The sequence below is a fragment of the Gillisella terrae genome (assembly GCF_004801395.1).
In the GTDB taxonomy this organism is placed as follows: Bacteria; Pseudomonadota; Alphaproteobacteria; order Rhizobiales; family Rhizobiaceae; genus Allorhizobium; species Allorhizobium terrae.
Map to the genome: position 1 here is coordinate 213,533 of NZ_SSOA01000004.1, position 14,186 is coordinate 227,718.

13 protein-coding genes are annotated in these 14,186 nt (G+C 56.6%); all 13 read left to right on the forward strand.

Going from position 1 to position 14,186, the window contains the following annotated elements:
• Positions 1–226 precede the first annotated feature (226 nt).
• The gene (locus tag E6C51_RS10525; protein ID WP_210234995.1) at positions 227–1,348 is read left to right on the forward strand and encodes an ABC transporter substrate-binding protein; all 1,122 of its coding nucleotides are present in this window, start codon (positions 227–229) and stop codon (positions 1,346–1,348) included.
• Positions 1,345–2,412, forward strand: coding sequence for a FecCD family ABC transporter permease (locus E6C51_RS10530; RefSeq protein ID WP_190235907.1), 1,068 nt, complete (start codon positions 1,345–1,347; stop codon positions 2,410–2,412). Before E6C51_RS10525 ends, E6C51_RS10530 begins: the two co-directional genes overlap by 4 nt.
• On the forward strand, positions 2,409–3,188 hold the full coding sequence (locus E6C51_RS10535) for an ABC transporter ATP-binding protein (protein WP_190235908.1): 780 nt from the start codon (positions 2,409–2,411) through the stop codon (positions 3,186–3,188). Before E6C51_RS10530 ends, E6C51_RS10535 begins: the two co-directional genes overlap by 4 nt.
• An 11-nt stretch (positions 3,189–3,199) precedes the next feature.
• The gene (locus E6C51_RS10540; RefSeq protein ID WP_190235909.1) at positions 3,200–3,721 is read left to right on the forward strand and encodes a copper chaperone PCu(A)C; all 522 of its coding nucleotides are present in this window, start codon (positions 3,200–3,202) and stop codon (positions 3,719–3,721) included.
• Positions 3,718–4,311, forward strand: coding sequence for an SCO family protein (locus E6C51_RS10545; RefSeq protein ID WP_146934309.1), 594 nt, complete (start codon positions 3,718–3,720; stop codon positions 4,309–4,311). The genes E6C51_RS10540 and E6C51_RS10545 overlap by 4 nt, the downstream gene beginning before the upstream one ends.
• Positions 4,312–4,353: 42 nt before the next feature.
• The gene (gene copC / locus E6C51_RS10550) at positions 4,354–4,725 is read left to right on the forward strand and encodes a copper homeostasis periplasmic binding protein CopC (RefSeq protein ID WP_190235910.1); all 372 of its coding nucleotides are present in this window, start codon (positions 4,354–4,356) and stop codon (positions 4,723–4,725) included.
• Entirely contained in the window at positions 4,722–5,606 is an 885-nt protein-coding gene (gene copD, locus E6C51_RS10555) for a copper homeostasis membrane protein CopD (RefSeq protein ID WP_190235911.1), read from the forward strand. Before copC ends, copD begins: the two co-directional genes overlap by 4 nt.
• Positions 5,607–5,688: 82 nt before the next feature.
• On the forward strand, positions 5,689–6,486 hold the full coding sequence (locus E6C51_RS10560; protein WP_190235912.1) for a basic amino acid ABC transporter substrate-binding protein: 798 nt from the start codon (positions 5,689–5,691) through the stop codon (positions 6,484–6,486).
• Positions 6,487–6,508: 22 nt separating this feature from the next.
• On the forward strand, positions 6,509–7,333 hold the full coding sequence (locus E6C51_RS10565; RefSeq protein ID WP_190235913.1) for an amino acid ABC transporter permease: 825 nt from the start codon (positions 6,509–6,511) through the stop codon (positions 7,331–7,333).
• A gap of 260 nt (positions 7,334–7,593) precedes the next feature.
• Positions 7,594–8,616: an HlyD family secretion protein gene (locus tag E6C51_RS10570; protein ID WP_456236717.1), complete on the forward strand. Its 1,023-nt coding sequence runs from the start codon at positions 7,594–7,596 to the stop codon at positions 8,614–8,616.
• Positions 8,613–11,345, forward strand: a complete 2,733-nt coding sequence (rbbA, locus tag E6C51_RS10575) for a ribosome-associated ATPase/putative transporter RbbA (protein WP_190235914.1) — start codon at positions 8,613–8,615, stop codon at positions 11,343–11,345. Before E6C51_RS10570 ends, rbbA begins: the two co-directional genes overlap by 4 nt.
• 1 nt (position 11,346) lies before the next feature.
• The gene (locus E6C51_RS10580) at positions 11,347–12,468 is read left to right on the forward strand and encodes an ABC-2 transporter permease (RefSeq protein ID WP_190235915.1); all 1,122 of its coding nucleotides are present in this window, start codon (positions 11,347–11,349) and stop codon (positions 12,466–12,468) included.
• A gap of 276 nt (positions 12,469–12,744) precedes the next feature.
• Positions 12,745–14,154, forward strand: coding sequence for a 3-isopropylmalate dehydratase large subunit (gene leuC, locus E6C51_RS10585; RefSeq protein ID WP_190235916.1), 1,410 nt, complete (start codon positions 12,745–12,747; stop codon positions 14,152–14,154).
• Positions 14,155–14,186: the final 32 nt, after the last annotated feature.

Consider the following 14,186-nt stretch of genomic DNA (forward strand, 5'->3'; position numbering starts at 1 on the left):
GCGCAAAGCAAGTGCTGCCCAATCGACAGGATGAGCCTGATAAGGCCACCCTCAACAGGGCTCGGCAGTGACGCATCTAACACCACCCTGATTGGTGATAACTGCGTTATCTGGCACGAAACACAATCTTTGCGATAAAAATTCACATTATTACAGCCATCACTGACATGCCTCGACGCTCTGCCAAAGGAGCAAGGCATTGACGCGACACCAAAGAGCAACGCGTATGACCAAAACATTTTTCTCGTCCGCCCTCATGGGCATCACCCTGCTGTGCGCCGGATTGGTGGCAGGACAGGCCGCAGCCGAGATCACCGTAACCGACGTCAAAGGCCGCACCGTGACCCTGCCACAGCCTGCGAAACGGGTGCTATTAGGCTTCTACTATGAAGACTACCTCGCCGTCGCTGGTCCCGGTGCCATCGATAAGGTGGTTGCCCTTTCTCTCGGTCCTTGGAAAGATTGGCGGCCCAGCCAATTTGCCGCTTACGAAAAAGTCCTGCCCAAATTGAGCTCCATTCCCGATGTCGGCTCCACGGAAGATAGTAATTTCTCCATCGAAAAAGCCATTGCAGCAAAGCCCGATCTGGTGATTCTCGCATCGTGGTCTTACGATTCGCTGGGCGATGGGGTTCATCGTTTTGAAGAAGCCGGGATTCCGGTGGTGACGCTGGATTTCAACAGTCAGACCGTTGCCAAACATGTGCTGTCCACCGAGGTTCTGGGCAAGGTGATGGGCACTGAAGACCGCGCCGAAAAGCTGGCAAACAACTATAAAAACGCCATGGCCGATATTGATGCCCGCATCAAGGCCGCAGGCCCCACCACCAAGAAAGTCTATGTCGAACTGGCGCAGAAGGGAGCCGATTCGATTGGCAATTCCTATGGCGATACCATGTGGGGATCCTTGATCACCAGTCTCGGTGGCCACAACATTGCCAAGGGGCAGATTGCCAATTGGGGGCCTCTTAGCCCGGAATATGTGTTGGCGCAAAAGCCGGACCTGATTTTTCTCGCAGGGTCTGAATGGTTGAACAAGCCGCAATCGGTGCAGGTGGGCTTTGGTGCCGACCCCAAAATCACGCGCGAGCGCATGGCAGCCTATGTTGCCCGCCCCGGCTGGTCAGAGCTGCCTGCGGTGAAGAACGGCGATGTCTTTGCCATCTATCATGGTGGCGCGCGGACATTGTATGACTACGCCTTTACGCAATATATCGCAAAGCAGCTCTATCCGGCCGCCTTTGCCGATATCGATCCAGCCCAGAATCTGCGCGACTATTATGCAAAGTGGTTGCCGATCAAAGCCGATGGCGTGTTCATGCTGTCTTATAAAGCGTCCGCCCAATGACACTGCCCATCTCTGCACAAACAGACAGTATGCGCCTTGGTTATCGGCAAGCGAGCCAGCGGCACCGGCTGGCGTTTCTGATCATTGGCAGTGTTTTGCTGGCACTGGTCCTTGCCGATCTGGTGTCAGGCCCCTCCGGCATGAGCCTTGCCGATATCTGGAAAACGCTGCTGGCCGGGCCTTGGGGTGCGGATAGAATGAACGCCATCATTCTATGGCAATTGCGCATGCCGCAAACCATCATGGGCATTGTTGTCGGTGCCTGCTTAGGCCTTGCGGGGCTGAAAATGCAGACCATTCTCGACAATCCGCTGGCAAGCCCGTTTACGCTGGGTTTTTCGGCAGCCGCTGGTTTTGGCGCAGCAATTGCCATCATGTTTGGGGGGGTGCTGATGATCCCCCTTTCCATCGCCACGCCTTTGATCGCTTTTGTCATGACGCTTGCTGCCTGCGGCATGGTCTATGTCGTGGCCATGTTGCGCGGTGCCAGTGCCGGTCTTTTGGTGCTGGCCGGCATTGCCGTGATGTTCTTTTTTCAATCGCTGCAAGCGCTGTTGCAGTTTCTGGCCAGTCCGGAAGTGCTGCAACAGATCGTGTTCTGGCTGTTTGGCAGCCTGCTCAAAGCCAGTTGGTCCGGTGTTGCGGTGGCTGGGACTATATTTTTGGTGTGCTTTCCCATTGCCATGGTCGATAGCTGGAAGCTGACTGTGCTCAGATTGGGCGATGCCAATGCTTCCAGCCTTGGCCTCTCGGTTGAAAGTGTGCGCCGCCGCAGTTTTGTGCTGATCGCGCTTCTCACTGCCGCCGCTGTATCTTTTGTCGGCACCATTGGCTTTATCGGGCTGATTGCCCCGCATATGGCCCGCGCTCTTGTCGGCGAAGATCACCGCCTGACATTGCCACTCTCGGCTTTGTCCGGTGCTGTTCTGGTGGTGGCAGCGTCGGTGATTGGCAAAGTGATTTCGCCCGCCGGTGCTTTGCCGGTGGGCATTGTCACCGCCATCGCGGGCGTGCCCGTGCTGTTTGCCCTGATTATCAACCGCAGCGGAGGCCAAAAGCGATGACCCGTGGCTTGATGATACGGCAGTTGAATGTCAGCCGTGGTAAAACACCGATTGTGCATGATGTAACGCTGCATTTGCAGCCGGGCCATCTGGTCAGCTGCATTGGCCCCAATGGGGCGGGCAAATCGACATTGCTGGGCGCGCTGGCCGGCAGCTTTTCCGCAACAGGCAAGATCACCTGGAATGGCACACCCCTCACCCCGCCCATGATTGGCCATATGCCGCAGCAATGCCGGGTCGATGCCGATCTCACCGCGCTGCAAGTACTGCTGCTGGGCCAGCATGAAGCGCTGGGATTGCGCATCAAGACCAGCCAGATGGATGCCGCGGGCGAGATGTTGCAAAGCCTCGACATCATGGCGCTGGCCAACCGGCCCATGACCAGCCTGTCAGGCGGCCAGCAACAGCTGGTGCTGCTGGGACAGAGGCTGATCCGAAACCCCAAACTGCTGCTGCTGGATGAAGCCACCAGCGCCCTCGACATGGCCCACCAGATGCGAGTCATGCAGCTTATTCGCGATTATGTCCGCAAAAACGACGCGCTGGCCATTATGGCCATTCACGACCTCAACCTCGCCGCCCGCTATAGTGACGAGGTTTTGTTGATGCATGCCGGAAGGCTGGAGGCAAAAGGCCCTTTTGCCACGGCCATGACCGAAGAACGGCTGGAGCGCGTCTACGGCATGAAAGCCCTTCTGCTGCCTGACATTGCCGGCGCACCCGTGATTGTTGCGCTCCACCCTCTTTCCTCACCCACCCCTTCAATTGCCGCGTAAGGAAGATCATCATGAAACGTCTCCTGATCACCATCGCCGCAGTCAGTGCCCTCCTTTTGGCACAGCCTGCCTTTTCCCAAGACGTCAAGGTGGGCGAATTGCACATCATCCACCCCATTGCCCGCGCCATGCTGCCCGGTGCACAGGTGGGCGGTGGCTATCTGACCATTGACAATGAAGGTGCAACCGATGATCGGCTGGTTGGCGGGTCCAGCCCACGTGCCCGCAGCATCCAGGTGCATGAAATGAAAATCGCTGATGGAGTAATGTCCATGAACGAGCTGAAGCAGGGCCTTGCCGTGCCAGCAAAAACCAAGACCGAACTGAAGCCCGGCAGCTACCACCTGATGTTCATGAACGTGGAAAAACCTTTCCAGCAAGGCGAAAAAATCAAGGCGGTGCTGAATTTCGAAAAGGCCGGGCCGGTTGAGGTGGAATTCACAGTGGTCGCCCCGAATGGTGATGATAAAAGCGCCCCCGCGCATGATCATCACGAAATGCCACACACCATGCCCATGGACCAGACAAAATGAGTAGAAGCCCCAAACTCATCGCCGCTCTCACTGTCGCAGGCCTGTTTGTTGCCAGCCTGATTGGCATCATGATCTGGGTGGCCGCCGACAGCGCGCGTCCCGGCCCGTTCAATGCCCGCTTTCAGCTGGTCAATGATCGAGGCGAGGCGGTGGATCAATCGATCTTCAAGGGCAGCCCGGCACTGGTCTATTTTGGCTATACCCATTGCCCGGAAGTCTGCCCCACAACGCTGTTTGAAATGGCCGACTGGATGAAAACGCTGGGGCCGGACGGCAAAGCGCTGAAGGCCTATTTCTTCAGCATTGATCCCGAGCGCGATACACCAGACATCATGCACCAATATGTCAGCGCCATCAGCGACCGCATCACCGGCATCACCGGTGATCCAGCAGAGATGAAAAAGGTTATCGATGGCTGGATGATCTATGCCGCAAAACTTCCCAGTGAGGACGGCAATTATCACATGAGCCACACAATCTCTTTACTGCTGATCGGTCCCGATGGCCGCCTGAAAGACATGATCCCTTACCAGACTGAAAAAGACCAGGCACTTGCCACCATTCGCGACGCGCTCTTGAAACAAAGTTGAACGATACGCCATGCCCTGATCGGGCGACAATTGGAGAAAACCATGACCAAATCTTTGAAAACACTTGCAGCACTGACCGTTTTCGCCGGACTTTCTCTGTCTGGTCAGGCCTTTGCCCATGCCCATCTGGCAAGTGCCACACCGGCTGACAAGGCAACCGTTGCCACCGCCCCGAAAGAGATTGACCTGAGCTTCACCGAAGGCCTCGAATTGAAGTTTTCCGGCGTTGAGGTGACGGGTCCCGAGAAGGAAAAGGTCCAGATTGGCACCCCGACATTGAGCGAGGACAAGAAGGCGCTGACCGTTCCGCTCAATGCAACCCTGAAACCCGGCACTTACACCGTTGATTGGCATGCCCTTTCCGTGGATGGTCATAAATCCAAGGGCAGCACCAGTTTCACCATCAAGCCGTGACCCCTGATCAAGCTCTCATCATTTGCCGTTTTGTGGTCGATGGCTGCGCGCTCCTGCTTTGGGGCGCGCATGCCTATCTGTGGGCAGGTGTTGCGCCAGCGCTGGCCGCAAAGCTGCAACGCCAGCTCAATTCCCTCACCGCCTCGGCTGTCAGCTTGCTGCTTGTGTCCGCCGCCTGCAAAATTCCATTAACGGCTGCCATGTTGGGTGATGGCTGGAGCGATGCAGCCAATCTCTCCCTGATCCACGATCTGGTCATGGACACAGAGAGCGGGTGGGCGCTTGCCGTGCAGATGCTGTTGGCGCTTGTGTTGACCATCACCTACTTGAGCCTGCCCGGCTTTCGTCTTGTCTGTTTAACCGTGGGGGCGGGTTTATTTTTGGCAAGCCTGACCATGAGCGGTCATGCAGCCATGCATTCAGGCCTGCTTGGCCTGCTGCATCCTTTGAATGATGGATTGCATGTGCTGGCGGTTGGCGCATGGATTGGCGCACTCTTTCCGGTTTTTCTGCTTTTGAAGCGCCCCGTCAAAGGTGAGGACTGGGAGGCATCAATCGCAGCCCTCATGCGATTTTCCACATTCGGCCACGGCGCGGTGGCACTGACGCTTGTCACCGGCGTCCTGAACAGCTGGATGATTCTGGGCCGGGTCTGGCTGGATGTAACGGTGCCCTATCAGCGTCTTTTGCAGCTGAAGATTGTCGTGGCTTTGATTATGGTCATCATTGCCTGCATCAATCGTTATGGCTTTGTGCCACTGATGAGCGATGATCGCAACCGCGCCCTGCGGCTTTTGCGGCTCGGCACGGTTCTGGAGATTGGGCTTGCCATTATCGCAATTGCACTTGTGGCCGTATTTGGTGTGATGGAGCCGCGCTAAACGCGGAAAATGGCTTTTCATTCCTTGAAATGCCACAACAACTTGTGACAAAGTGCCTTCGCCACATCTCAGGAGAAATCATATGCTACTGCGCCGCGCCGTTCTCGCCGGTCTTTCCGCTCTTTTGCTTGCACCCTTGGGTGCCATGGCGGCCAATTTGCCCGATTTGAACGGCATGAAAGTGGTGGTGGCGACAGAAAATGCCTATCCGCCCTTGCAGTTCGTTGATCCCAACACCGGGCAGGCCGTGGGCTGGGAATATGACGCCATGAATGAAATTGCCAAACGGCTGAATTTCAAGGTCGAATATCAAAACACCTCTTGGGATGCGATGATTCAGGCTGTGTCCGATGGACAATACAACATCGGTATGACCGGCATTACCATCAAGGAAGAGCGCAAGGCGAAGGTTGATTTTTCCGACCCCTATATGCGCTCACAACAGGTGATGCTGGTGCGCGGTGACGAGACACGCTTCACCGATGCCAAAAGCTTTCGCGAATTCAAAAAGGGTCTGATTGGTGCGCAACCGGGCACCAGCCCGTTTTATACCGCCGTCAATGAGGTGCTGGACGGCAATGAGCAAAACCCGCGCATCAAGCTGATGGAAACCTTTGGTGCAACCGTGCAGGCTCTCAAGGCCGGTGATGTGGATCTGGTGTTGAGCGATAGCGTTGCCGGAAAAGGCTATGTGGACGCCTCAAACGGCGCTTTGAAAATCATTGGTGAGCCGCTCGGTGCAGAGGATTTTGGCTTTATCTTCCCCAAGGGTTCGGCTCTGGTGAAACCCGTCAATGCCGCTATTGCCGAGATGAAAGCCGATGGGACATTGGACGCGCTGAACCAGAAATGGTTTGTCACCTATAAGATGGGTCAGTAAAGCCCCGGATTGGACCACATCCATGGGCCTGCAAACCCTGCCAAGTGGCAGCAAGCAAGATTATCCCTATTGGTTGGTGGCCCTTGGCGCGTTGGCGCTGGGGCTTGCGATCACCATTGCCGTCAACAACATCTATGCGCAGGTGTTTGAAACAGTATCACGGGGCATTGGTGTCACGATTTTTGTCACAGTCACGGGCTTTGCGCTGGCCTCGCTTCTTGGCCTGCTGATTGCGCTGGCGGGCATGGCAGACAGCATTGTGCTGCGGCAGATATCGCGGTTTTACATCGAGGTTATTCGCGGCATTCCTGTGCTGGTGCTGCTGTTTTACATTGCCTTTGTCGGTGCCCCCGGCTTTGTCAGCCTTTTCAATACGCTGACCGCTCCGCTGATAAAAGCTGAATGGATGGAACCTTTGCAGGTGCGCGATGTCTCGCTGATGTGGCGGGCCATTATTGCGCTGACCATCGGCTATTCTGCCTTCATTGCCGAAATTTTCCGCGCCGGTATTGAATCGATCGACAAGGGCCAGATCGAAGCGGCCAAATCGCTGGGCCTCACCCGCAGCCAGCGCTTTCGTCTTGTGGTGCTGCCGCAGGCCATCAGGGTGATTTTCCCGCCGCTGTCCAACGATTTTGTCGCTATGGTCAAGGATAGCTCGCTGGTCTCGGTGCTCGGCGTCGCCGATATCAGTCAGGCTGGCAAAATCTATGCCTCGGGCAGCTTTCGCTTTTTTGAGACCTATTCCATCGTTGCCTATATTTATCTGATCCTGACCATCGGCCTCTCACTTGCGCTGAGGCGGATCGAAAAGCGCATGCGCGCCAAGGATTACGCCAGCCGTTAGAGTTTGTCAGGGAAAAGTGGAATCCGGTTTTCCCGAATAGATAAACGAAAACAAGGAAATCGAGAGTCTGTCTGGTTCAATTTGAACCTGACAGACTCTCGCATAAAACGCTGCTTTCTGGTGTAACGACCATAGAAATTGTCATTCAAACGTAATCATCACTTTGACACATATCAAAGCGGATGCCCCGCAACTGCGCCATGCTTGGGCATCGTTCTTTCTATTCCATGGTTTCATTCCGTCGGAGATATGTTGTGATATTGCTGTCCAAACGCTTTTTGGCCATGGCCCTGCTTGCCCTTTCACTTGCCCCACCCGGTTTCGCGGCAGAGAACGACCAAGCCTTGAAAAACCGGTTTGAGGCCCTGTGGAGCAAATTGGCAGGCCAGAAACTGCCGCCCGATATTGCCACTTCCAACGGCCGCATTGAGGCACAGCAAATCCTCATCTCCTCCAAGCTTGCGGGCCGCGTGGCGGAGATATTTGCCGCTGAAGGCCAAATCGTCGATGCTGGCACCGTGCTGGCGCGCATGGATACCGCAGCCCTTGATGCTGAACTGGTGGGCAGCAAGGCAAAGGTGCGCCAGAGCCTGACCAGCGAAGTTGCCGCCGACGCAATGATCACCCAGAGGCAAAGTGAGCTGGCACTTGCCAAACAGGAATATGAACGCGCCAAAACCATGAGCGAGAAAGGCAGCGGCACCGTGCAACAGCGCGATGCCCGCGAAAGCCAGTTACGCGTGGCAGAAGCCGCCCTGCAAGCCGCCACTGCCAGCCGCACGGAGGCCAGTGCGGCTGCCGAGGCGGCACAGGCCGAGGTGGCGCGCATCCAGTCACAAATCGATGATTCGACGCTCAAAGCGCCGACGCGCGGACGGATCGAGTATAAACTGGTGCAAAAGGGCGAAGTGGTGGCTGCGGGTGCACCCATTGCCACCCTGCTTGATCTCTCCGATGTCAGTATGACCATTTTTGTCCCGGCCAAGGCGGCAGGCAAGGTGTCCCTTGGTGATGAGGCCCGCATTATTCTGGACCCAATTCCGCAATATGTCATTCCGGCCACGGTCTCTTTTGTCTCGTCAGAAGCGCAATTCACTCCCAAAACAGTGGAGACTTCGGACGAGCGTGAGAAGCTGATGTTTCGCGTCAAGCTGAAGATCGCCCCCGAACTGCTCAAAAGCCATGAAAATCAGGTCAAAACCGGCATTCGCGGCATTGGCTATGTGCGCAGCAATCCGGCAACAGCCTGGCCGAGCGAACTGCAAACAAAGCTGCCACAATGACGGATTTTGTCGCACGGTTTCAGTCCGTCACCCATCGCTATGGTGATGTGGCGGCCCTTGACGGGATCCATCTGAACATTCCGGCAGGCTGCATGGTCGGTCTAATTGGCCCCGATGGGGTTGGAAAATCCACACTTCTGGGCCTGATCGCCGGTGTCACCCGCATTCAGCAGGGCCATGTTGAGGTGCTGGGCGGCGATATGGCGCTTTCCGGCCACCGCAGCACGGTTTGCACCCGCCTTGCCTATATGCCGCAAGGCTTGGGGCGCAATCTCTACCCGACCTTGAGCGTTGCCGAAAATCTGGATTTTTTTGGCAGGCTGTTCGGCCAGAACGCCCAGCAGCGTCAGACCCGCATGGATGAACTGCTATTGGTCACCGGCCTTGCGCCCTATCGCGATCGCCCGGCAGGCAAGCTGTCTGGCGGCATGAAGCAAAAGCTCGGCATTTGCGCCTCGCTTTTGCATGATCCCGACCTTCTCATTCTGGATGAACCAACCACCGGCATTGATCCGCTATCCCGGCGGCAGTTCTGGCAATTGATCGACCGCATCCGCGCCCGACGCCCCAGCATGAGCGTGATTGTCGCCACCGCCTATATGGAGGAAGCAGAGGGCTTTCACTGGCTGGCGGCCCTGCATGATGGCCATGTGCTGGCCACCGGCAGCCCGGATGAGATTAGAAAATTAGCCGGCAAATCAACACTGGATGAGGCCTTCGCCAGTCTGATGCCCGTTTCGCAAAACGCTTCGCAAAAGCCTGTGGACACACTTATCTCTCTTCCGCCACGGGTGTTTACCGACGGCCCGCCCGCCATTGAGGCGGAAGGTCTGACCTGCCGCTTTGGCGATTTTGTTGCGGTTGATCATGTCAGTTTTCGCATTCCCAAAGGCGAAATCTTTGGCTTTCTCGGCTCAAACGGCAGCGGCAAAAGCACGACCATGAAAATGCTGACCGGGCTTTTGCCCGCAAGCGATGGCGTTGCCAAACTGTTTGGCCAACCCTTGCTGGCAGGCGACATCGAAACCCGCAAGCGGGTTGGCTATATGTCGCAGGCTTTTTCGCTCTATGGTGAGCTGAGTGTGCGGCAAAATCTGCTGCTGCATGCCCAGCTTTATGAACTGCCTAAAGATCAGATCGACCCCCGCGTCAAAGCCATGCTGAGCGATTATGATCTGGCCGATGTGGCAGACAAGCGCCCCGATGATCTGCCACTGGGTATTCGCCAGCGGCTACAGCTGGCGGCAGCCGTGATTCACCAGCCGGAAGTGCTCATTCTGGATGAGCCGACCTCCGGCGTTGATCCCGTGGCGCGTGATACGTTCTGGCGCTCGCTGATGTCCCTGTCGCGCGACCATGGCGTCACCATTTTTCTCTCCACCCATTTCATGAATGAAGCGGCCCGCTGTGATCGTATTTCCCTCATGCATCAAGGGCGCGTTCTGGCCGTTGGCCAGCCGCAGGAATTGTGCGAACAGCGCCACAAAGCAACTCTTGAAGAGACCTTCATAGATGTGCTCACAGAGGCGGGCATGGGCGCGGATGCCACGGAAGAGATGGCCGAGGCGCCCACCGATTCCCATGAGGAGAAACGGATGCGGCGGTTTGATCCGGGCAGGCTCTGGGCCTATGCCCGGCGCGAAATGCTGGAAATTCTGCGTGACCGCGCCCGTCTGGTGTTTGCGCTGGCCGGTCCCGCCCTTCTGTTGCTGACCTTTGGTTACGGTGTTTCCTTTGATGTGGAACACCTGCCCTTTGCCGTTTACGATCAGGATCAATCGGCGCAAAGCCGCCAATTGGTGGAAAGTCTGCAAGGCTCTCGCTATTTTACCGAGCGCCGGGCCATTGCCTCGTCGAAAGAGCTACAAGAGCGGATGCAAAGCGGCGAGCTGAGCGTCGGTGTGGAGATACCACCCAATTTCGGCCGCGACCTTGAGCGGGGCAACACGCCGGAGGTCTCCATCTGGCTGGATGCGGCCATGCCGTTTCGGGCCGAAACCGCCCGTGGCTACATGATCGGGTTGGTCAACAGCTATCTGGCGGATGCACAAGGACGCCGCACCGGCAAAACCATATCATCCTCGCCGGTGCTGATTGATAGTCGCTTCCGCTATAATCAGGCCTTTGTCAGTGCCAATGCCATTGTGCCGAGCGTCATTGTTCTGGTGCTCATTCTCATTCCCGCCATCATGACAGCACTTGGAATCGTCAAGGAAAAGGAAACCGGCTCGATTGCCAATTTTCAGGCAACGCCTGTGACCCGGATCGAGTTTCTGCTGGGCAAGCAACTGCCTTATGTGGCCATCGCTTTTGCCAGTTTTCTGCTGCTGTTGCTGATCACCCGCCTTGTCTTTCATGTGCCGATCAAGGGATCGATGCTCACGCTGGTGTCGGCCTCGCTGCTCTATGTGTTTGCCGCCACAGGATTTGGCCTGGTGGTGTCGAGCTTTGTGCGCAGCCAGGTGGCGGCGATTTTTGCAACGGCGATTATTGCCATAGTCCCTGCGGTGAATTTTTCCGGCCTGCTGGTGCCGGTGTCATCGCTATCGGGTGGTGGCCGCTTGATGGGGCTGATGTTTCCCGCAGCCTGGTATCAGCCCATCACCGTCGGGGTGATGACCAAGGGGCTGGGGTTTGCAGATCTGTGGAGCAACCTCGCCATGCTCTTGCTGTTTGGTATCGGGTTTATCGTCATTGCCTTGTCGGCTTTGCGCAAGCGGAGTGCATGAGATGAAACAAAGCCTTATGCGCATCTTACGCCTCGGCATCAAGGAGCTTTACAGCCTCAAGGCCGATTCAGTCATGCTGATCCTGATTGTCTACGCGTTCACCGTGGCCGTTTATACTGTGGCGACCGGGGCCAATATGGAGGTCAGCAATGCCTCTGTAGCTGTGGTGGATGAGGATCGCTCCATGCTCTCCGCCCGGCTGCGCGATGGCCTGATCAAGCCGTTTTTCAAGGAACCGGCCCTGATTGAGGCAAAAGACGTGGATGCGGCGATGAACAGCGGCAAATATGTTTTTGTGCTGGAGATCCCGCCAAAATTCGAGCAAGACACCCTCAAAAATCTGAAACCCACCGTGCAGCTTGATATTGATGCGACAGCCATGTCGCAGGCTGGCAACGGTGCCTCTTATATCCAGAGCATCATTCTGCAGGAGGTGAGAACCGCCCTGCCGCACATGGCAACCGCCTTGCCGATCAATCTCGTGGTCAGCGCCCGCTTCAACCCCAACCTGATGTCCATGTGGTTTACGGCGGTGATGCAGGTGATCAACAATGTCACCATGCTCTCGGTGATCCTGACCGGCGCTGCCCTGATCCGTGAGCGCGAACGTGGCACGATTGAGCATCTTCTGGTCATGCCCGTCACGCCCGGCGAGATCATGTTTGCCAAAATCTGGTCAAACGGGCTGGTCATTGTGGTGGCATCCATTGTTTCGCTGCTGGTTATGGTCGAGCGGGTACTGGGCGTGCCGGTAGCGGGATCGCTGGGATTGTTCATTCTGGCGGCCCTGCTCTATCAATTTTCGGTGACCTCGCTGGGCATTTTGATTGCCACAGCCTCAACCTCCATGGCGCAATTTGGCCTGATTGCCATTCCGGTGCTGATTGCCATGAACCTGCTGTCGGGCAGCACAACGCCGATGGAGAGCATGCCGAGTTGGCTGCAATACGCCATGCAGATTTCACCCTCGACGCATTTTGTCGCTCTGTCACAAGGTATTCTCTATCGTGGCGCGGGTTTTTCGCTGGTCTGGCCGTCCATGGCCGCGCTGGTGCTGATCGGGGCCGCCTTCTTTGGCATGGCACTCTATCGCTTCCGCCGCACGCTCTCATCCGCAACATGAGCATGGTCACAGGCAAAAGGTTTGAATTGCCGATGCCCAAAGAAGCTGCTAGAAGTGCCGCCATGGGATCGAAATTCGGATGTCTCGCGCCTCACATTTTCGTGCTGCAAGACCACAAGCGTCTGCCGGCACGCTTTTTTGCGCGTATTTCCGGGGCGCTCAACAGCCATCGAGCTTAAGCGCGAATGCCGTCACTACGGCTGTTGTTTTCTGGTCGCATTTTCGTGATCCAATGACAGAAATCCCTTTTTAAAAACCATCGATGGATGAAACCCCATGAGCGCACCTCGCACCCTCTACGACAAGATTTTTGATGACCATCTGGTCGATCGTCAGGAAGACGGCACCTGTCTTCTCTACATCGATCGCCACCTCGTGCATGAGGTGACGAGCCCGCAAGCCTTTGAAGGTCTGCGCATGGCGGGCCGCAAGGTGCATTCGCCTGCTCGCACGCTGGCCGTGGTGGACCATAACGTCCCAACCACGCCGGACCGCGCAGAAGGCATCAAGAACGAAGAAAGCCGCATTCAGGTTGAGGCTCTCGCCAAGAATGCTGCCGATTTCGGCGTTGAATATTATTCGGAAAAAGACAAGCGTCAGGGCATCGTCCATATCGTTGGTCCTGAGCAGGGCTTTACCCTGCCCGGCATGACCATTGTCTGCGGCGACAGCCACACCTCCACCCATGGTGCGTTTGGCGCTCTCGCCCACGGCATTGGCACGTCTGAAGTGGAACACGTTCTGGCAACGCAAACGCTGATCCAGAAGAAGGCCAAGAACATGCTGGTGCGTGTGGATGGCAAGCTGCCGGAAGGTGTTACCGCCAAGGACATCATCCTTGCCATCATCGGCGAAATCGGCACAGCAGGCGGCACCGGCCACGTGATTGAATTTGCTGGCGAAGCCATTCAGGCGCTGTCCATGGAAGGCCGCATGACGGTGTGCAACATGACGATTGAAGGCGGCGCGCGCGCAGGCCTGATTGCGCCTGATGAGAAGACCTTTGAGTACATCAAGGGCAAGCCACGCGCACCAAAGGGTGAGCAGCTGGAAGCAGCAATGGCTTACTGGAAGACCCTGCACACCGACGAAGGCGCGCATTTCGACCGCACCGTGGTGCTGGATGCTGCCAACCTGCCGCCCATCGTGTCTTGGGGTTCTTCGCCAGAAGACGTGATCTCGGTAGAAGGCGTTGTGCCAAACCCTGATGACATCGCTGATGAAACCAAGCGCACCTCCAAATGGCGCGCATTGGACTACATGGGCCTGAAGCCCGGCACCAAGATCACCGACATCAAGATCGATCGCGTGTTCATCGGCTCCTGCACCAATGGCCGCATTGAAGACCTGCGCGCTGCCGCCGCCGTGCTGAAAGACAAGAAGGTGGCTTCCACCGTGTCGGCCATGGTTGTTCCCGGCTCCGGTCTGGTCAAGGAACAGGCCGAAGCTGAGGGTCTGGACAAGATCTTCATCGAAGCTGGCTGCGAATGGCGCGAACCCGGCTGTTCCATGTGCCTTGCCATGAACGACGACCGCCTGAAGCCGGAAGAGCGTTGCGCATCCACCTCGAACCGCAACTTTGAAGGCCGTCAGGGCTTCAAGGGCCGTACCCATCTGGTATCGCCTGCCATGGCCGCTGCCGCTGCTGTTGCTGGCCACTTTGTGGACATCCGCAGCTGGAAGTAAGGCTGTCCTCCATAGACGCATAGAAAAGGCGG